The following is a 20,250-nucleotide window of genomic DNA, read 5'->3' as shown; positions in this document are numbered from 1 at the left end:
ATAGATTATTTATAAAACTTTCTTTTTTGATGGAAGAGAGCATCTGCGGTGCATAGAAGCGGTTAGTGCTTATCTTGATCCCCTCTTATGTGAAAACACAAATAGCAAATAAGCATAAGCCTTTTTATCTTTTCATGACCTTTTATTAGCTTTAGAACACTGACTATATCAATCTATAAGGAGTTTCTATTATGCGTATTGGTACGAATGTTTTAAGTATGAATGCTAGGCAATCGTTGTATGAGAATGAGAAACGTATGAATGTTGCGATGGAGCATTTGGCGACTGGTAAGAAGTTAAATACTGCTTCTGATAATCCTGCGAATGTTGCGATTGTGACTCGTATGCATGCGAGAGCAAGTGGTATGCGCGTGGCGATTCGTAATAATGAGGATGCGATATCGATGCTTCGCACGGCAGAAGCTGCTCTTCAAACTGTGACGAATATTTTACAGCGTATGCGTGATTTAGCTGTTCAATCCTCAAACGGTACAAATTCAAATGCAAATCGTGATTCTCTGAATAAAGAGTTTCAATCTTTAACAGAGCAAATTGGCTATATTGGCGAGACGACTGAATTTAATGATTTATCCGTATTTGACGGTCAAAACCGCCGTGTTACATTAGACGATATCGATCATACGATAAATATGACGAAACATATTCCTCCTTCTCCTACACAACACGACATCAAGATTTCAACAGAACAAGAAGCCAGAGCGGCGCTCCTTAAAATTGAAGAGGCTTTGCAAAGTGTGTCACTTCATCGTGCCGACCTTGGTGCAATGATAAATCGTTTACAGTTTAATATTGAAAATTTAAATAACCAAAGTATGGCGTTAACAGATGCTGCATCACGAATTGAAGATGCAGACATGGCGCAGGAGATGAGTGATTTTTTAAAGTTCAAATTATTGACTGAAGTTGCAATTAGTATGGTTTCACAAGCGAACCAAATTCCGAAAATGGTCTTTAAACTACTACAATCATAAAAATTAATCTTCCATTTTTGGAACGATTCCATACAAAACAAAAGGGAAATACATATAAACTATGTATCTCCCTTTTATTTTGTACCCAAATTTTATTACTGTGTTACCGTCATAACTTGTCCGCTACGGTCAACCATTATTTTCATTTTTCCGTCTTGTGCATTATATAGCCCAAGTTTATGTAATTCCATTTTACAATCTTGTACGAAAGTTGGTAATTTACGAATTTGATCGATATCAGAACTTGTAATGAAATGGATTAAAAGCTGCGTCATACCTTTAATATCTTGTACAAGCTCTTCTTTCTCTCGTTTTAGCCTTTTATTTTCTAGTTGTAACGACTGCAATTCATCTTCTAGACTACGTGTATTCTTTGCTTCTCTAGAACGCCCTGCTGCCATGCTAGAAAGCTTATAAATACCTTCCATAAACTGATGTAGTTCGTCTTCTTTCCTTTCACTACATTGATTAATTGTTTCAAAGTTATCAACGATACCAGATATAACTGTTACAAGATTTTTTTCATCCTCTTTATGCTGGATTTCTTCTTTTAATTCGTACTCGTTTTCTTGTTTTCTTGCAACGATTGTCTCTTTTACTGGTATATATTTTCGCTTTCGTCCTGGTTTTTGTTTTTCAATATTTTCAAACGGTATTTCACGTTTTTTCAATTTATAATACGTATTTTGCAATTGACTTTCCGTTTTAGGAAAAAGATTTAGTTCATTTTTACTTACGTATTTTGAAATATTTAAAATGTTTAAACCGTGACGTTGACAAAATTGATACACTTCATACAGTAGCTCTAGTTCAGACTTCAGCCATGTAATTGTTGATTTTTCATATGCACGCATCCCGCCATTTTTTTCTATATCTATTTGGAATAATACCATTCTATTATGTAAATCAACTAATTCTTCATACTTTACTTGGAATTCTTTTTCTATTTTTTTTAATTCCACCTCTAGTTGCATATCGTTCATTTTATTATTTGACATGTTTTGTAAAAGACCTAATACATTAATTGCTGTGTGGTGATACATACTCTGTGCCACTCCCCCTCATCCTTTCACAATTCTCATCTGACTCCCATGTCTTTTAAGAAAATAGCAATTTTTACATATCCATATTATAACAGTTCGAAATTATCTGTCAAATAATAAACATACAAAAATGTATAGAAAGTATAAAAATTCGGAAAATGTTTTTTAATTAATATGTAAAATTGCATATTAATTACATTTAATTATATTATATGGTATTTTAAATGTTTTTTCACCGAAAAAATTTGCGTTACCACGAAAATATTACTAAAATAATCCAAAAAATACGTTCTCTTATATTTTTAAATCAAAAATCTTCAAATGAAGATTATACTTACATACAGCGACAAACACCTCATAAACCTTTCATTTTTCTGCCAGCTTAAAGTATAGAATACTAAAAAGGAACTAGCCAATGCTACATATGGCTAATTCCTTCCTCTCTCTAACAGAATAGAGTTATAAACCCAGTCTTCAAATCCTCAACCGAAGTCTCGCTTCTTCTAAAACTATCTCGGCGGCTCTCTCGTCCCATTTACCTAAAAAATACTCCATATCTCTAGTCTTACATCGCATGGTTCTCTATTAGGCACTGACCGCTGCCACACATAGCTAGTTCCTCTATTCCAGCTAAAAAAGCTTTTTTCTTACAACACTAACTTATCAACTAAACCAATTAGCTCTTGAATATCTGGCTTACTTACTTGGGCATTTGCTCCTACAGCTTCACCTTTATGGAATAATTCATTTGTAATTAATGAAGAGAAAATAATGACTGGTAAACGATTCATTACTTCACTATCCTTAACCACCTTCGTTAAATGATGTCCATCCATTTTCGGCATTTCAATATCCGTAATTAGCAAGTGAATATGTTCAAACATTTTTTCGCCTTGCTCTTTCGCTAATTTTTCAATTTGCGCTAACGCTTCTGCACCATTGCTGAAGAAGTTCATTTTCGTATATCCAGCTGATGATAATGTTTCTTCTAATATTTGACGAAGCATCGCTGAATCTTCTGCAATATAAATTACTTTTTCAGCTCGATCTGTTTTTTGTTCTAATCCTGCAATTGATTTATTGTCATAACCAGTGCCGCTAATTTCACATACAATTTTTTCATAATCTAATAGTAAGATGATTTTTCCATCTAGTTTTACAATACCAGATGTCGTTTCTTCTAGTCCCATAGATAATGAAGCTGGTTCATCAATTTGTTCCCACGAAATACGTTGAATACGATGCACTTCATCAACGCGGAAAATAACTTTCATTTGGTTTAATTCTGAGATGATAAATTTCGTTTGATCAAGTGGCTTTGTTGACTTTAAATTAAGAGCCATTGCTAAGTTAATAACAGGTAAAATTTCACCACGTACTTGAACAACACCTTCAACTGCATGATGAGATTCTGGCACAGTTGTAACAGGGAATGGATTAATGATTTCACGTACTTTCATTACATTAATACTAAATAGGTTTTCACCAACAGTGTACGTAACAATCTCTAATTCATTTGTTCCGCTTTCTAATAAAATACTTTGTGCTTGTGACATAAAGGTGTCGCTCCCCTTCCATTAATTCCGTATATCTAATTATTAAGCTTTATAAAAGAGAAAAAGTCAACTACCTATATAAAAAATATAGATAGTCGAACGATTCATTTTATAAAAAAAACAATTAATCTTGTATAAACGAAGCAAGTGCCTCTAATAAAACTTCTTGTGCACCTACAATTTCCGTCGGCATTGCTTCCCATTTTTTCGAAAGCTCTGTCTCTACTCTTATTCTCAGTTCAGAATTCATTTCTGCTAACACATATTCTTTCGTTGCTATATCAACATCAAGTAGCGCAAGTGCATATAATTCCGGGTCATTTATTTTTTCGAATAATCGCTTTAATACTACCGGTGCTATATGTTTTAATTTTTCAATATGAATTTCCTTATCCGAAAATAGTAACTCATATTGAATAAACGTAACATTTTCTTTAATCACTTTAAAATAACAATTATTTTTTTTATCATTCACAAAATAACCGTTTGGATCTGCGATAATACTTTCTACTTTACGAATTAAATCTGGCAAACTATTCGCCGCCATTACAGTCCGCTGCTCAACCTCACTCGGCGAAATGAATGTAACGCGATACTTATTTTGCGCCATCCTCCTCACCTCTCCTTTTATAGAAATTCAGTCTAATTGTATACTACAACTACCTTAAATTAACTTAAAACTCTTTTATATTACCACTTCTTACACTACCATACTACTCTAGTAACTCTACATATCTCTGGTCTTACACGTCGGTCGGGACTCTATTAGGCACTAACCGCTCCAAAACATCGCCAGGTCCTCTCTCAAAACCTAAAAAGTGCTTTTAAGAACCTTTCAATAACTCTATGTTATTAAACCAAAACGCTATCTGCTGATCCGTAATATTTGGCAACATAACAAAAAACTCACGACACTTCATCTCATCCTTAAACAGTTGATACTTCCAAACGCTATCGCTACCAACACTTATGAAATAAAACTCATGGATACGGCCAATGATTGCTTGTTTTTCGCCAAATGAATACGGAGGCACTTGCTTAATTTCAAATTGATCTGGTAAATATACATGCTCTTCTCGTTCTATTTTTAATACTTGCTCGGCAAGTTCACGTTTATTTTCGAAAAAAGGCAATTGTAAAATTCGTTCTTGTCTTGTCATACGAATAAAAAACCCTTTCTACTCCATTACATTTTTTCCATGCGATATATTATCGAATTAAGTTTACAACTTCATTTAATACTTCATCTGAAACTTTAATTACTTTCGCATTTCCTTGGAATCCGCGTTGGTATAACATTAAGTCAACGAATTCTACAGATAAATCTACGTTAGCACCTTCTTGTGCACCACCGCGTACTTTACCTGCACCGTTTTGACCAGATGTACCAAGAGCTAAAATACCTGTTGTATTCGTTGCTGTATAGTTACCATTACCTGTTTTCATTAGTCCGCCTTCGTTCGGGAACATCGCAACAGCTAATTGACCTGCAGATTTCATACTTCCATCAGAATATTTTACCATCACATATCCACCATCAGCAATGAAGCAATCTTTAACCGTCGCTGCTGCTCTACCATCTACGTCTGTTACTGATAATGTTTTATCTGTTGGATGATTTGTTAAATGGCTTAAGTCTAATTTTATAGAACCGCCATCAAATGGAATATTGGCTCCTTGCTCTTTCGGATTTGGATTTCCAACAGCATCAAATGTCATATTACCACCTGCACCTGGAACATCTTTAAACTCTGTTTCTTTTTTCGAGTCATTGCGCATTTGTACTTTATATGTATAGTTATGTTCACTCGTTTGTTTAAACTCTACACGCATTGTCCATGTATTCCCCGCATTATCATATACAGGTAAATCTTGTGTAATTTGTTTTTCTCCAGTTGGAATATTCCCTTTAATTGTCCCTTTTGATGTTCGAATACCACCAATTGCTGTTCCCATTGGAATTTGCAACGGTCCTGGAATTCCAGATAAATCAACTTCACCAGTTGCCTCATTTGCAGGGTATGCAAATACGTATTGACCTTCAGTATTCGTAATATAGTAATCTGAAGATATCCCAAACGTACCTTTACGAGTAAATTCCATATTTCCGCCTTTTGAATCACCTACAACGAAGAAACCATTACCTTCCATTGCCGCTTGTGTTTTACCACCTGTTAACGTAATTGTACCATCACTATAATCCGTAACCGTACCACTCATTTTCACACCGTTACCAATACTTTTCGGATTTGTTCCGGCGTATTTACCGTCACCTTTTGCACCAATCGAATTGTTATATAGTAAATCATCAAACATTGCTTTTTGTTTTTTATAACCTACTGTTTGTGCATTGGCAATATTATTTGAAGTTACACTTAATGCATTTTGTGTTGCATTCATTCCTGTAATACTTGTATATAACGCTTTAATCATAACGTATGGACACTCCTTATGAATTTGTAGTTTTTACTTCTTCAGTTACTTTTTGATCGTCTTTCTTTGCGTCTTCTGGATTCGTTTCTCCAATCGGTTTATCAGACACTCTCTCAACGAAACGAAGAGATACAACTTTATTATTAATAACGAGCTGCACATCGTTATTTTCTGCAAGGCGAACTGTCTCTACTTGACCAGTTACTTTGTTTCCTTCGCCGTCAACACCTCTTACGTATTTCCCTAAAAACTTCATTCCACCATCAAGTGCTGTTGAATACATCGTTGATTGCAGCTTATCTACTGCTTTCGTCATATTCTGTACTTGTTCCATAAGAGATAACTGCGCTGTCTGATTCATCATTTGATTCATATCCATCGCATTAAATGGATCTTGATGTTGGAAACTTGATAAAAATAATTTTAGGAAATCATCTTTCCCCATTACCCCAGGAGTCTTTTGCGCTCCTGCCGAAACTCCATTACTTTGTTGCACTGGCGATTGTACACCATTAACAGGTACATTACTTTTTTGCGCTCCTGCTTGTAACGGAATATGATTTGTACTCGTTGTATTTAATCCAACTGTTGGCACGCTTTATTCCTCCAATAATCCCGCAAATTCTGTTGATTGTTGTTTTTCATGATTTGTATTTGCTAATTTCTGTTTTTGCCTTTGCTCTTGTTCTCGCTGTTCTTTACGATTTTCATCTTTATCTGAATAGCTAATTTGAATATTGATTTCTTTTTCTTTTAACTTTAATCTCAATTCATCAAAAATGATTTCAACACGTTTTTTCGCATCGTGTTTCTCCATTTCTACGTGAACGTCAATTTGATCTCCGTGTTTTTTCATAAACACTGTTAATGTACCAAGTTTTTCTGGATTTAACTGGAATAAAACACGTTCTTGTTTCACTACAAATTTTTGCAGCGCTTCTACTTGCGCTTCCATTTTCTTTCCTAAGTCAGGTAATGAAACTTTCTCAGCACCACTATTTGATTTCCCTATTTGTTCGGTACTCGTCGTTTTATTTAATAATTCTGCACCTGCAGAGCTCGAATCGTTTAATGCATCAACTTCTGGCAACTCTACCTTTGCATCATCGCTCTCAAGTTTCGGAAGATCTACCTCTTTAGACTCTTCTTGTTCCTTTGCAATATTACAAGTTTCTGTTTCTACAACCTTCAATGCTTGCATCGTTTGCTCTGGCATCTTCATTTTGTCTAATACCATTTGCATTGTATCTTCTAAACATATAGCATTTTTGATATTCATATTTGAAAGAAGTTCTTGTAATTGTTGTAATTCAGCTGCAGGTAATTCATTAAGTTTAATATTGCCATATTCTTTATATAGCTCTTGTATTTTTTGTATGTATTGATATAACAATTCCGGTTGCACATGTAATTGCTCAATTGCAACCATTTGCTCAGATACAGCTAATAACAACTGTTCTGTCTCTTTTTTTTCTTCTTTCTTTACAATTGGTTCTTCTTTCGTTACCGATGGTTTAGAAAGGTTATATTCTTTTTTCTCTTCTTTTGGTGCTTCTTCTCGTTTCATTTTCTCCGTTTTCGGCTGCTTTTTATTTTCGATTCTCATCGTACGATCGAATGAAGAATCTTCATTTTTCGATTGTACTTCTAGCCCTTTTTCTTTTTGCGGAGGTAAACTTTGTTGCACCGGTAATACAGACTGTATCACTACATTCACCTCATCCATTCATACACATTTTCAAATCCAGAAGCATTTTTTCTTCCAGCTTTTCTTGTGCTTTCGCAAGCTTTCTGCAATCTTCTTGATACATCTCATCAATGACACGTTCTTTTTCTTTTACTTGCTCTAAAAGGCTTTCATTTTTTTGAATAAAACCTTCTGTTTTTTTAATTTTTCGATTCCATTCTTCTATTCTTTCAGGTGAAAACGTATGTGAAGAAAGCATGCCAGCCATAATACGTTGCCCAGTTTGTACGACTTTACTACGCGATTTCACAACATATAAATCATATTCTTTTTTTTGTTCTATTTTTCTTTTTTCAGCTGTTAATTCATACACTTCTTTTAAAATATGCTCTTTTTCTTGATTTATTTGCAATTTTATTGTGTCGTACTGCTGTTTATCCACCTGTTTTCATAGCCCCTTCCTATTATAACGTTCTCTTTTTCTATTATATAGTTTTTTTCCAAAAAAATCTGTGAAATATTAAAAAACAAAAAAATAAGACCTCTTGGGCAGAGGCCTTATACTATATGGTGTATCGCTTCAACGATATCATCAAATGGGAAACTATCCGATCGGCCTTGCTTTAAAAATGTATTTATGCCTTCTACTTTATTTTTACATTCAAAAATATAAGCATTTTCTTCATTTTCTTGAATCGTTCCTAACTTAAAATACAATTCATTTTCTTTATAAATTGATAAAATCTTTCTCATTTCATTTGCAAGTTGCCAATGATGTGGTGAAACGATTTCTTCCATAATCCTACTTACTGAATCTAATACTGAAATTGCAGGATAATGACTAAGCGTTGCAAGCTCACGCTTTAATACAATATGTCCATCTAAAATACCACGTGCTAAATCTGGTACAGGACCATTTAAATCGTCCCCATCAACAAGCACCGTATAAATACCTGTTATAGATCCCTTTTGTGTTTTACCGGACCGCTCTAACAGCTTCTTCATATAACTTTCCATTAATAGTGTTTTACCACCAATCGGTAACTCTTTAACAGCAATATCAACACTTCTTCGTGCATCGGCAAAACGAGTAACAGAGTCCATCATAAGTAATACGTTATTACCTTGATCACGGAAGTATTCAGCAATAGACGTTGCGAGTTTCGCTGCACGAAGTTGCATAAGATGACTTTCATCTGACGTCGCTACAACAACGACGCTTTTTCGCATACCTTCCTCGCCTAACTCTTTTCGAATAAAGTCTTTTACTTCCCGGCCACGTTCTCCTACTAAACTAATAACGTTTATATCAGCTTTTGCATTTTTTGCTATCATTCCAAGTAAAGTAGATTTACCAACACCTGACCCAGCAAAAATACCAATCTTTTGACCGATACCAATTGTTAGCATAGAATCAATTGATTTTATTCCTGTTTCAAATACATCGGTAATCTCTTCACGTTCAAATGCATGTATAGGCGGTGCATCTAGTTTTATTTTCTGTAATGGAATGTTTTCAGCTTTCTCATTTAACACTTCACCATTTGCACTTAACACTTTTCCGAGCAAGTGATTACCACGTGGTACAACAACATCTTCTGAAACTAATGTCACTGAATCTCCATAACATACTTTTTCTGTCTGTTCAAATGGAAGTAGCATATTATTTTCTTTTTCAATGGCAATCACTTCACATAAGACGTTATGTTCTCCAACGAAGCAAACATCTCCGATCTTCGCTTTCGGCCCTTTTGCTACGAAAAACTGTTCTTGTACACTATGAACTTTGCCTACTTTCGTATACAGCGGTGTTTCAATGAATTTATTCCATTTTTCGTTCTCATTCATTAACAGGCGGCTCATACATTTTGCTCCTCAAATAACTTCTCTTCTTCCCATTTCTGACGAAGTTTCGCAAATATAGGTGCAAATTTAAATTCAAAGAACTCTTTCTCTTCTTCCAGAACAAATTCACCAAACTGCAGGGAGAAATCATATTTCCATTCCACTAATTGTAGTAACCAATATTCTTTCGTATTTTCCTTCTCTTCTTGAATACGTTCAAACGTTTCTGGATGTACTGTAATGATTAATTTTTCAAACGAAGTTGGCAATGTTTGCACGATGCCAGTTAAAATAGGTAACACATCAAGCAATCGTGAATCTACCGCTTGATTCACGATTTTTTCTGCTAAATGAAATGATTGATCCCATAATAACTCTGTCCATTCATGCGCTGTTTCTTGTTGTTCTTTTTGAAATTGCACACGCGCTGCTTCCATCTGTTCCATTTGCTCATGAATATGCATTTGAAATTGTTCTTTATCTTGTAATAACTGCTGACGCTCTCGTTCTAGCATTTGCTGCTCTTGCCTTAGCTGATTCATTTCCATATGTAATGATTCTTGCTGGGCGCGAAGCTCTGCATGATCAGCTTGTAATTCTTCCTCTTCTATTTGGACTGAAGCTGGTTTTGGAAATTGTAATTCATACGTTTCTTCAGAAAAAGAAACAGAATTCTTCGGAATTCTGTTTTTAAATAAGGACATCCTCTTCACCTCTTTGAACGATAATTCTTCCTTCTTTCTCTAGCTTTTTCACTGTACCAGTGATCGTTTGCTGCGCTTTTTCAGCATCCGTCATCTTAAGCGGTCCTAAGCCATCTAATTCTTCTAGAATCATCTCTTTACGGTTTGAAGACATACATGTAAATAATTTCTCTTTAATTTCTTCTTTTGCAATTTTAAGTGCTTTCGCAAGAACGCCGTTATCTGTAATTTCTTCTAATACACGGCGAAGCGCAAGATCTTCAAGACCAAGTAAGTCTTCAAAGACAAACATATTTTCTTTAATTTTCTCAGATAACTCATAATCGACTTCATCCAGTTTTTGAAAGACTGTTTTTTCAACACCTCGTGAAACATTATTTAAAATGTTTACGATTGTTTTCAAGCCATCAGTTTTATTAATTGCACTAAATGCCATATTATTTAATTTCGTTTTTAACAATTCACCAATTTGATTAATTAATTCACCATCAACTTGTTCTAACTTCGCAATACCCATTACCGTTTCTACTCGCTTATGATCTGGCAATCTCTCAATTAATTGAGACGCAAGTTGCGGTTTAATATAAGAAGCGATAATTGCAATTGTTTGTGGTGACTCATCATTAAGCACTGTAAGAAGTGGCTCTAAATCTGTAAGTGAATTTAAGAATTCAAATGGATTATCTTTGTTATACCAAAGGTCTTCCAATAATTTTTCCAGTTCGTCTTCTGGCATGTTTTTAAATATGCGACGAATATACTCTTTATCTGGAGTGACTAAGTTCAATTCTTTTACATTTAATTCATATAAGAACTCTCCTAGTACATTCTCTAACGTTTCTGGTTTATATACACGAAACTTCGCAATTTCACGAAGTAATACTTCTTTTTCCTCAGCTGTCATATATTCAATGACTTTTGCTGCCACCCCTTCGTCTAATGTACGAATAAGGATGGCAGCTTTTTCTTTGGAGGAGATTTCATCTAACATCGTTGTTCCTCCCTTACTGTCCGTTTAACCATTTTTTAATTACTTTTGCAGTACCTTCTACATGTTCTTTCGTAGCATCCTGCACTTGTTCATCTAACGTTGGTTCTTTCGGTTCTTCTGGTTCAGGTTTTGGCTCTGGCACTATTTTTTCTTCAGGAATTTCCAAGATACTTTCATTACTTGCAGCCACTTCCTCTTCTGCTAAGTATTCTTCATATTCCTCTTCTTCTTTCCTTCTCTTACGTCTTGCTAATAAGAACCATACTAGACCACCGATTGCTAATAAGCCAGCTGTAATTCCACCGAATAACCACCAGTTCATACCACTTTTTTCTGGCTCTTTCTCTTTTTCAGCTTTCGGCTGGTCGAACTGAACAGTTACAACGTTAACTTGTCCATTTATAAAGTTACCGTTCGGATCAGCTTGAAGTCCTGCCGCTGTTCCGATTGCTTCTTTGAAAGTTGTCATATCAATTCTTCGTTTTACTAACGTATCATTATCTACCCATACAACAACATTTGTTTTCGTTAATTCTGGGTGTTTCTTAATTGTTTCAACTGTTTTATCTATTTCATAGTTTTCGATTTTGTTGCCATTTTTATTATCGTAGACAACTTTACCATTTTGATTATTGTTCGTACCGTAGTTTGGCACTTCACCGTTCGCTGTAATACCAGCACCTTGCTTCGTATCTGCCCCTTCTTGCGCAGTAGAGCTTTCTTCTTGCTCTTGTTTACTACGAAGTACACCTTTATCACCATACTTCTCTGACTGACGTGTAACTTCATCGTAGTTTACAGATACTTTCGTATTCACTTTATATTCATTCGGTTTAAACATCGTCATTAACGTTGCATCAATATCTTGCTTTAATTTACCTTCAAGTTGGTGCTGCATCTCTACTTCTTTCTCATAAGAAGAGGAACTACTAGAATGTGCTTCATCTGCTCCTTTTGAGATAACACCTTTTTTACTATCAATAACACTTACTTCTTCTGCTTTCACACCAGGAACCGCTGCACTAATCATTTGCTGTATACCTGCAACTTGATCAGCTGTTAACAATTGTCCACGTTTTACTCCAACCGTAATCGCCGCTGTTCCTTTCGCTTTTTCTTCATCAAAAATTGTCTCTTTTTCAGGCAATGTAATTTGAACATTTGCCGTTTCAACTGTCGCAAAGTTTCTTACGATATCTTGTTCCAATTGCTTCTTCGTACCGACAATTTGCTTCATTTTTTTATCTTGTTCACTTGAACCGAGCGAGCTTTCTAATAAAATTTCTTCACCGCTTTTCGAATTAAACGGTAAGCCCATCCCATTCATTTCTTTTCGAACCCATGGAGCATCATTCTTTTGCACACGAATTGAACCATCGGTCGCTAATTGGTAATCGACACCTAACTTCGATAATTCTGCTGTAATCTCTTGTTTATCTGCATCATTTAAATTTTGATATACAACAACATATTTATCTGGCAAGGTGAAGTATAAAAGTGCTCCTGTTACAATCGCTAAAAGCGCAGCACCGATTACTAACTTATGCCACGTTTTTAACGATTGGATAACATTTTTCATCTTTTCCATTTAAACACACCCGTCCACTTTCCTAAATTTGCATATTAATTAGTGACTTATAATTTTCAATAAGATTATCACGTACGAGAGCAGCCGTTTTCATTTGAGACTCAGCTTTCTTTTGCTGAATTAAAACGTCATGTGTTTCTCCTACCCCTTTAGTTAGTAAATCATATACTACTGTTTGTGCATTGTTTTGCGTTTGATTCATATCTTCCAATAAATCAATAAACTTTTTCCCCTCAACTACAGATGTTTGAGAAGTTTTCGGTGCACCAATTGACTGAATTGCTCCAAATGGTTGTGTATGTAACATTGGTTGAATTTTCATATTACGATCTTCCCCCTTATCCTCGGCCGATTTCTAAATCTTTATCAAGCATTTTTTTATTCGCATTTAATACACTCGTATTCGCTTCATACATTTTTTGAGCAACCATTACATTCGTCATTTCAGCAGTTACATCAATATTTGGATAACGTACATATCCTTCTTCATTTGCGTGCGGATGCGTCGGATCATACACTAAATTTTCCGTTTTGTCTGCTTCAATACTTTTTATTTTTACTCCGTTAGTAGGAGCCCCATCTAGCATACTTGCAAAACTATTGTTTGATTCTAGCACCACACTACGACGCTCATATAAATCTGTCCCCGGAGCCGCTGTCGTATTTGCATTTACAATATTGTTAGAAGTAACTTCCATCCACTTTCTCGCTGTCGTTAGCCCTGAGCCACTTGCATTAATTGCCTGAAACATCCGTTGTCTCTCCTTCTACTTTTAACGTCCGCGTGCCGCTTGGTTAATTGCATATTGTGTATTAATTGCGTTAATTGAAATACCGTATAACTGATTTGCTTTCATTAAATCTAGCATTTCTGTCGTTACATCCACACTATTTCCGTCTTTATTCGTTTGCATTGATTTTGTTTGAATCTTTGCATATGTATTTTTCGTATTTACTGTCGGTAAGTGCATTTCATTCGTTTGATATAAATCTGGATTGCTCTTTAAATCAGCCGCATTATTTTTATATAACGCACTACTTTTATTCATCTGCTCAGCAAATGTTACATCTTGTGCTTTATAGCCAGGTGTATTTGCATTTGCAATATTACTAGAAACAGTATTTCGTTTCGTCACTAAATAATTCATATAATGGCTTACATCACTCACTAAATCTGGCATATTCCACACCCTTTCTTTTCTAAATTAATGATCCACTGATAGAAGTTTCACTTCATTATTTATTTTCTTATATGCGTTTATTAAAATATTTACTATTATGTACCCTTACATATTTTATTCCATTTTTTCATTGTTGTCTTTAGAAAAATACAAAAATATAAAAAAGAATGCAAAAAACTGTATATACACAGCAATCTATACAACATTTCGATATATAAACTATAAACTAAAGTCCATTTTTCTATTATTTAGATTACTATTTTTTCATCACAGTCATAAAATGAAACCTCAGTCAGCGGAGTTCTTTATTTAAAAGAAGGAATAGACCCCCTTTTAAAAGGGGAATCTGTTTCCAAACGTTATTATTAATATTTACCGTAAAATGAATTAGCCTTCATTCTCCTATCATTTTCCATAATCATTTCTTCCAAAATCTTTTGCTTATCTCGAATATGCTGCGCTGCCTTAATAATGAATGGGCTTACTTCTGCTGCAACTTGTGCACGTCTTTCTTCATCTAGTGTCATCATCCAACGATTTAACATCTCACTCTTCTCAGCAAACTCTTCATCTGACACTTGTAATTCACCGATTTCATTAAAACAGCTGACAAACGTTCGATAAATATCATTGTTCATTTTCAAGCGCTCCACGGTATCCGTCTATTAAATCTTGTAACACTTGCACAATGGCATCAATGTCTTTTACTTCACGCGTGACTTTCATCGTTTGAATTTGAATGCTAATCCAATCATATAAACCAAATAAACTATCGTATAAATCTTTCGTAATATCAGGATTTAACTGGAGCTTCAACTCTTCAAATATACGTTCTAACTTGTCAAGAAGTTCATCACCATCTTGAAGTTTGAATGTATTTAAAAGTTCTTCCAATTTACGAAATTCAATGATGCATCTTTCATAAATAAATATTGTATTTTTAATTGGATTACTCGTCATAATATCATTTTGCATATAACGTTGCCATGCTTGCATATAATCACTTCCTCAACTTTCATTAATCATCACTTTTGGTTTTTGTCATTGCTTTGATTGTCTGCAGCTGACTATCAAGCAATGCTAGCTGGCTTTCCAACTTTGCATATTTATCAATAATTGATTCTTGTTTTTTCTTATTAATTGTATCAATATCTTGAATTTTTCTCTCTAAATCAGTCACTTGCTTTTCAATACTTTTAGAGCGTTTTCCGATAATCCCTTCATCTCCAAAGATTCCCTCGAGCTTTTTATCTATATCATGACCAATACCATTAAAGCCAAAGAAAAATTGTTTTGTAGATTCTGGATTCTCTTTAAAAGCTATTTTCAATTTTTCTTCATCAAGAGTCATATTTCCTGTTTTATCAATTTGAATTCCAAAAGAAAATAAATACTTATCATCTTGTGAAAATCTAAAAATGCTTGTCATTGCATTACTGATAGCAAATGAAACATTATTCCCTTGCATTACTCCATTTTCACCAGAAAATAAATCTAAACTTTTAACAGCGTTATTATACTCATCTTTCATTTTTTTGATTAAGTCTATTGAATTTTTTATATCTGAATCTTCGATAGTTAATTTAATTGGCTCTGTAGTTACCTTTTCTAAGTTAATAGTTAATCCTGGAATTGTATCAATCTTATTTGTTTTACTAGTTCCTTTAATTCCGTTTATTGTATATTCTGCATTTACTGCTCCTGTCACTTGATGTGCAATGGCATTCGTTCCATCCGTATTTTTCGCAGAAGTAACTAGCCCTATATTTTGTAAAAAGCCATTGGCACCATCTGTTAATTTCAACTCTCCCTCTTTTCCTGCAGTAGTTGATGTGAAAAATAGTTGATCTCCTAATGTATATACTGATGCACCATAATTCCCATTATTTATCTTATTGACAAGGTCTTTATACGTCATATCTTTTGAGATTTTAACTTCTTTTCCATTTATCTGAAATACATCATCTACTCCAAGTTTTAAATCTAAACTAAATTTTTGCTCCGTACCTTCGGGAGTTTTTGGGGGAGTAAGTGGAGCTGTAGTTATTTGATGCCTTTCTGCTACTCGCTCTACTGTAATTGTATATGTTCCAGGAATTGCAGCAGCATCCGCCTGCGCTATCATAAAACCATCTTTGGATAGAGTTGTTTTCTTTTCATCACCTTTGAATGTGTTTAAATCTTTGAATACTTGCACAAAATTTGCAAACTCTTTTTTCATGCTCGCATAAACTTTGTTTTCATTTGTTAACGTTTGTTTTTGTGTAGTGTATGGTGATTTTTTCATTTCCAATGCTTGTAACTCTAAATCTACTAACTTCTTTGTATCTATTATGCTATTTCCTAAATTCCATATTTGTTGTCTGTCACCATAATTAGATATTGTCCCTGCCATATTTTTCACTCCTTATCATTTACATGTAATCTAAAATACTTGTTTTACTCATCGTACTAACAGCTTTTAATGTTGCTTCGTATGTTGCGTTTATATAAGATAAATCAGAAATTGCGACAGCTAAATCAACATCCTCAATTTCTTTACGGTTTTCTTGAAGTGCTACATTTTGCTCACTTAAAATTGTTTTAAACGTCTCCATTGTGTTCATTGTCGAACCAACTTCAGTTGTACGGTTAATGATGCCATCTAAGTTTTGCTTATTTCCTTCTAATAACGGTTTCAATGCTTTTTGGTCACCATTTTTCATCGCTTCACTCATCTGTTTTAACGTTTTTATAACGGGTGATAATAATGCTTCTCCGTTACGGAACGCTTTGAATTCATAACCGTCATTTAGTTGCCAGTTAACATCATTTTTTCCACCTTGGTACGTACCATCTTCTGTAAATGGCAGATTTTCTGCACTATCACCACCGAAAATATAACGACCTTGTTCTTTTGTATTCGCTAAATAGACGACCTGTTTTAAAATTTGATCAATCTCTACACCAATAGCCTGCAATTCTTTTTCACTATTTGTCCCATTTAATGCTTGTACTGTTAATTGGTCTGCTCTTGTTAAAGATTTCAAAACACCTTGTAAAGTATTTTGAGTTTGTGTTAATACATTTTTCGAATCAGCTAAATCTTTTTGCATTTGTTCAATATTCGCCAATGAATGTTGAATCGCAAATGATTTACTCGCTGCAAGTGGATCTTCACTCATAAGAAGATTTTTCTTCCCTGAAGTTACTTGGTTTCTATGGTATTGTTGTTGCACATTCAAATCCATTAACTGATTCTTTGCCCAGTTTGCATTTTGAAATGTAGATACTCTCATTTCTATCTCCTCCTTATATATTTCCAATCAATTATTATCACTTATCGAATAATCGAAAATAGACTATCAAACACTTCATTCATCGTAGTAATAGCTTTAGAGTTTGCGACAAAATATTTTTGGAAGGCCATTAAATTTACCATTTCCTCTTCCATATTTACACCTTCAACGCTCATTTTTTCTTGTTGAATACCTTCTAGTAAGTCGCCATGAATTTTTTGATAACCATTTACTGCACTTTTATCAGATGCAACACGAACTATAAATTGGTCTAATGCTTGTTTATAAGAAAGACCTTCTTTATAATCGTCATCTGTAACTGCTGCTAGTTTATTTGCTGTTTCAGCAGACATTTTCATTTTCGAAACATCTTTTTGGAATTCTGGATTTAACTTCATATCCTTCGCATAATCTCCAACGAAGAAATCTTTTCCCATCACTGTATTCACTTGATTTTTCATCGAACTCATTAAGTCTTCGAGATTTTTTTTATATTCAACAATCTTCGCTTTCGTATCAATCGCTGATTTTATCGCCCCGCTAGTTACAGAGATCTCTGAACCGTAAATCTCAACTGACATTGGGTCTTTTTCTTTATTTAATTGAAGTGGATATGTATCTTGTCCATTTACTGTTAAAATACCATTCATTCTAACACTCGCGATATTAGGATTCATAGATTCATAAGATACTTCGATGTTTGCATACTTAGACATCTCTGTAACGATGCGATCTCTTTCGTCTAAAAGTTGATTCGGCACTTGTGTACCTGCTTGTCCAATTTTATGATTCGCTTCTGCTAAACTAGCAGCAAGACGATTAAATTCATTAACATGCGCCTCAATATCTTCTGCTGTCTGTGCTTCCACTGTATCTAAGTTTTTCGCAAGACGATTCACTTGACTTGTGAACTTCCCCGTTTCAGAAATTAATGTATCGTAGTAGTTTGGTTGCTCTGGATTTTTTGCCACTTCACGAAAGGCATTAAAGAAACCGTCCATTAAACTAGATAATGAATTCTTTCCTGTCGTTCCAACCATAGACTCTACACGGGATAAAGTCGAATTCATGTAGTTATAGTAAGAGAGCTGAGATAATTGATCATTAAACTGCTTCGTTTTTACCTCATCAGTAATACGGTCAACACCTAGCGTTTGTACACCGTAACCAATTCTCTGTTCTGGCGTATGACCATTGCTTGCTCCAACAGATCCGTAATTCACCATTTGACGCACATAACCCGGTGTATGAATGTTAGACAAGTTTTGTTTCGTTGTTTGTAACCCCATTTGAGCCGCTAACATACCCGATAGCGGTGTATTATAATCAGATAATCTCATAAAGCTTCACTTCTCCTTTACAATAGTTCGTTCATAAAGATTTGCGAATTATTGTTTCGCTCTAAGTTGTATTCAGAAACAGAATCCACAATACTTTCTGTAGTTTTTAATAGTACGTTTAAGTAATATTGATTTTTCAAAAGAATCATTTTTACATTCTCTTCTAATTCAGTTACATTTTTTTGTAATTCTTTCATTTTTTCAATTTCTTCTTGAGAAAAATACGAAAATAACGCACTGACACGAAACGATTCAACTCCTTGTTCTTTACAGAACTGAACAACCATTTCTTCAAATGAGCTTGATAACCCTTTTAAACCATCAATGTACTGCAATTGCTCTACTTGCAACTTTTGAACTGCATTTACATTTTTATTTTTTAAATTCTCATATATTTGCTCTCCAAGCGCTTGAATATTTTCATACGCTTTTTGAATAATAACGAGTTTTTCATATAATTGTATGTACATATAGCTTCCTTCCTTTTACAAGACTAAATTCACAATTAAACCATGGATTTCTCCAATTTGATTTAACATTTCTAAATGTCCTGTTTTCGTATTAATTAGATTCATCACATCTTCTAATTCATTCAATCCCATTTCTGCCTGTTTCACAATCGTCATTTTCTGTGAATATCCGTAACGTGGGTGACGAGACATGACATCTTTATACTGCAATACATTATCAACGTAGAAATTCAAAAATGATTTTACTGTGTTTTTGTATTCCATTACATTATCAAGCGTTAATTCCATTTCAATTTTCTCTTTAATTTCTCCAATATTATCGACAAACGCTTCCATTTGTTCTAGTAATTTATCTTTTTTCGGATCTGCATGCAAATTATCCGAAAATGCAAGTCCTGTCCTGACATTTGCTTCTTTCGGCATTTGAGTAGCAGGCGGTATATGCGATAAAATTGGATTATGCGAGATAGAACGTAGCATATATATCACCTATTTATTTTTTTATTTCTTCCTAAACTTAATCGTAAAATCCAGTTATTTATAATTATACTCTGAACAGTAATATTTTGCAGTTATTTTTTATAAAAGATATGTTACAATTTAGCATGAGGTGGCACAATTCTATGAATATTTTCCTTTGTGGTTCAAATCAATTAACAGCATTAGATCAAGAAGAAATTAAAAAATTTTTAACTGACTATGCTCACAAACATAAAATTTACATATTATGTTATAAATCTATTGAAAATGAGGTTCTTCGTTTTTTCGTTGAGAATGAAAGACTCGCTCAAAATTTATGCCTTTACACGCTGCAACCATTGCAAGCAATTACAGATGAATTCCAAGAAGTCGTTGATTACTTAAAAAAACACGGAGCCGAATATGTTGCTTTTGATCATCCTTCTGACTCCATTTACCGATCAGATTATATGTTTTTTGTTAAACAAATTATTGAAGACACTGATTTAGTTCTCTGTTTTTATAATGGGGACAAACATACATCTGTCATCCCTGTCGATGTTGCAAAAGAAGCAGGTATTGATGCTGTCATTTATGATTTACCAGGATTACATGAAAAGCAAATGAAAAAAAGCTTTGAACAAAAAATTCGTATGATGTAAAGGGGGAGGCACAATATCATT

24 protein-coding genes are annotated in these 20,250 nt (G+C 34.2%); 2 read left to right on the top strand and 22 right to left on the bottom strand.

Annotated features, from left to right (window positions below; all coding sequences use genetic code 11):
- Positions 1-191 precede the first annotated feature (191 nt).
- Positions 192-992: a flagellin N-terminal helical domain-containing protein gene (locus MR136_RS16955; RefSeq protein ID WP_017672969.1), complete on the top strand. Its 801-nt coding sequence runs from the start codon at positions 192-194 to the stop codon at positions 990-992.
- A 95-nt stretch (positions 993-1,087) separates the two neighbouring features.
- On the opposite strand, the gene MR136_RS16950 is transcribed toward MR136_RS16955, so the two are convergent.
- The 22 genes from MR136_RS16950 to MR136_RS16845 form a co-directional block, all read right to left on the bottom strand.
- A complete protein-coding gene (locus MR136_RS16950; RefSeq protein ID WP_061457003.1) occupies positions 1,088-2,035 on the bottom strand; it encodes a DNA-binding domain-containing protein in 948 nt (315 codons plus the stop codon).
- Between the two features lie 647 nt (positions 2,036-2,682).
- A complete protein-coding gene (locus MR136_RS16945) occupies positions 2,683-3,591 on the bottom strand; it encodes a chemotaxis protein (RefSeq protein ID WP_000075943.1) in 909 nt (302 codons plus the stop codon).
- 124 nt (positions 3,592-3,715) lie between these two features.
- Positions 3,716-4,201, bottom strand: a complete 486-nt coding sequence (locus MR136_RS16940) for a hypothetical protein (protein ID WP_000068301.1) — start codon at positions 4,199-4,201, stop codon at positions 3,716-3,718.
- A 214-nt stretch (positions 4,202-4,415) separates the two neighbouring features.
- Positions 4,416-4,751 carry a DUF3964 family protein gene (locus MR136_RS16935; protein WP_000198166.1) on the bottom strand — a complete coding sequence of 112 codons (336 nt, stop codon included), beginning with the start codon at positions 4,749-4,751 and terminating at the stop codon, positions 4,416-4,418.
- 49 nt (positions 4,752-4,800) lie between these two features.
- Positions 4,801-6,024 carry a flagellar hook protein FlgE gene (locus tag MR136_RS16930; RefSeq protein ID WP_000588321.1) on the bottom strand — a complete coding sequence of 408 codons (1,224 nt, stop codon included), beginning with the start codon at positions 6,022-6,024 and terminating at the stop codon, positions 4,801-4,803.
- A 16-nt stretch (positions 6,025-6,040) separates the two neighbouring features.
- The gene (locus tag MR136_RS16925) at positions 6,041-6,619 is read right to left on the bottom strand and encodes a flagellar hook assembly protein FlgD (RefSeq protein ID WP_001143463.1); all 579 of its coding nucleotides are present in this window, start codon (positions 6,617-6,619) and stop codon (positions 6,041-6,043) included.
- A 3-nt stretch (positions 6,620-6,622) separates the two neighbouring features.
- Entirely contained in the window at positions 6,623-7,732 is a 1,110-nt protein-coding gene (locus tag MR136_RS16920) for a flagellar hook-length control protein FliK (protein WP_163061713.1), read from the bottom strand.
- Positions 7,733-7,742: 10 nt separating this feature from the next.
- Positions 7,743-8,153, bottom strand: coding sequence for a hypothetical protein (locus tag MR136_RS16915; RefSeq protein ID WP_000360859.1), 411 nt, complete (start codon positions 8,151-8,153; stop codon positions 7,743-7,745).
- Between the two features lie 116 nt (positions 8,154-8,269).
- Positions 8,270-9,574 carry a flagellar protein export ATPase FliI gene (gene fliI / locus MR136_RS16910; RefSeq protein ID WP_017672970.1) on the bottom strand — a complete coding sequence of 435 codons (1,305 nt, stop codon included), beginning with the start codon at positions 9,572-9,574 and terminating at the stop codon, positions 8,270-8,272.
- Positions 9,571-10,260, bottom strand: a complete 690-nt coding sequence (locus MR136_RS16905; protein ID WP_017672971.1) for a FliH/SctL family protein — start codon at positions 10,258-10,260, stop codon at positions 9,571-9,573. The genes fliI and MR136_RS16905 overlap by 4 nt, the downstream gene beginning before the upstream one ends.
- Positions 10,247-11,251 carry a flagellar motor switch protein FliG gene (fliG, locus tag MR136_RS16900; RefSeq protein ID WP_000883356.1) on the bottom strand — a complete coding sequence of 335 codons (1,005 nt, stop codon included), beginning with the start codon at positions 11,249-11,251 and terminating at the stop codon, positions 10,247-10,249. Before fliG ends, MR136_RS16905 begins: the two co-directional genes overlap by 14 nt.
- 13 nt (positions 11,252-11,264) lie before the next feature.
- Positions 11,265-12,839, bottom strand: a complete 1,575-nt coding sequence (locus tag MR136_RS16895; protein WP_017672972.1) for a flagellar M-ring protein FliF C-terminal domain-containing protein — start codon at positions 12,837-12,839, stop codon at positions 11,265-11,267.
- Between the two features lie 22 nt (positions 12,840-12,861).
- A complete protein-coding gene (fliE, locus tag MR136_RS16890; protein ID WP_242259532.1) occupies positions 12,862-13,161 on the bottom strand; it encodes a flagellar hook-basal body complex protein FliE in 300 nt (99 codons plus the stop codon).
- 16 nt (positions 13,162-13,177) lie between these two features.
- Positions 13,178-13,591 carry a flagellar basal body rod protein FlgC gene (gene flgC, locus MR136_RS16885; protein WP_000484685.1) on the bottom strand — a complete coding sequence of 138 codons (414 nt, stop codon included), beginning with the start codon at positions 13,589-13,591 and terminating at the stop codon, positions 13,178-13,180.
- A gap of 21 nt (positions 13,592-13,612) precedes the next feature.
- Complete coding sequence (gene flgB / locus MR136_RS16880) at positions 13,613-14,020, bottom strand: flagellar basal body rod protein FlgB (protein ID WP_001113108.1); 408 nt, start codon at positions 14,018-14,020, stop codon at positions 13,613-13,615.
- 365 nt (positions 14,021-14,385) lie between these two features.
- Positions 14,386-14,658 carry a hypothetical protein gene (locus MR136_RS16875; protein WP_017672974.1) on the bottom strand — a complete coding sequence of 91 codons (273 nt, stop codon included), beginning with the start codon at positions 14,656-14,658 and terminating at the stop codon, positions 14,386-14,388.
- Entirely contained in the window at positions 14,648-15,016 is a 369-nt protein-coding gene (locus MR136_RS16870; RefSeq protein WP_017672975.1) for a flagellar export chaperone FliS, read from the bottom strand. Before MR136_RS16870 ends, MR136_RS16875 begins: the two co-directional genes overlap by 11 nt.
- 22 nt (positions 15,017-15,038) lie before the next feature.
- Entirely contained in the window at positions 15,039-16,415 is a 1,377-nt protein-coding gene (locus MR136_RS16865; protein ID WP_061457000.1) for a flagellar hook-associated protein 2, read from the bottom strand.
- 19 nt (positions 16,416-16,434) lie between these two features.
- Positions 16,435-17,298 (bottom strand): flagellar hook-associated protein 3, encoded by an 864-nt coding sequence (locus MR136_RS16860; RefSeq protein WP_017672976.1) that lies wholly within the window; start codon positions 17,296-17,298, stop codon positions 16,435-16,437.
- 41 nt (positions 17,299-17,339) lie between these two features.
- On the bottom strand, positions 17,340-18,638 hold the full coding sequence (gene flgK / locus MR136_RS16855; protein ID WP_001239715.1) for a flagellar hook-associated protein FlgK: 1,299 nt from the start codon (positions 18,636-18,638) through the stop codon (positions 17,340-17,342).
- Between the two features lie 17 nt (positions 18,639-18,655).
- Entirely contained in the window at positions 18,656-19,108 is a 453-nt protein-coding gene (locus tag MR136_RS16850; protein WP_000275879.1) for a hypothetical protein, read from the bottom strand.
- A 15-nt stretch (positions 19,109-19,123) separates the two neighbouring features.
- A complete protein-coding gene (locus MR136_RS16845) occupies positions 19,124-19,588 on the bottom strand; it encodes a YaaR family protein (protein WP_000946323.1) in 465 nt (154 codons plus the stop codon).
- 143 nt (positions 19,589-19,731) lie between these two features.
- Between MR136_RS16845 and MR136_RS16840 the strand changes: the two genes are divergently transcribed.
- Positions 19,732-20,229: a flagellar motor switch protein FliG gene (locus MR136_RS16840; RefSeq protein WP_001020110.1), complete on the top strand. Its 498-nt coding sequence runs from the start codon at positions 19,732-19,734 to the stop codon at positions 20,227-20,229.
- Positions 20,230-20,250: the final 21 nt, after the last annotated feature.

Origin of the sequence: Bacillus cereus group sp. BfR-BA-01311 (assembly GCF_022664295.1) — a bacterium.
GTDB classification, from domain to species: Bacteria; Bacillota; Bacilli; order Bacillales; family Bacillaceae_G; genus Bacillus_A; species Bacillus_A cereus.
The sequence above is the reverse complement of the archived record's forward strand: the minus strand, read 5'-3'. Positions and strand labels throughout refer to the sequence as shown.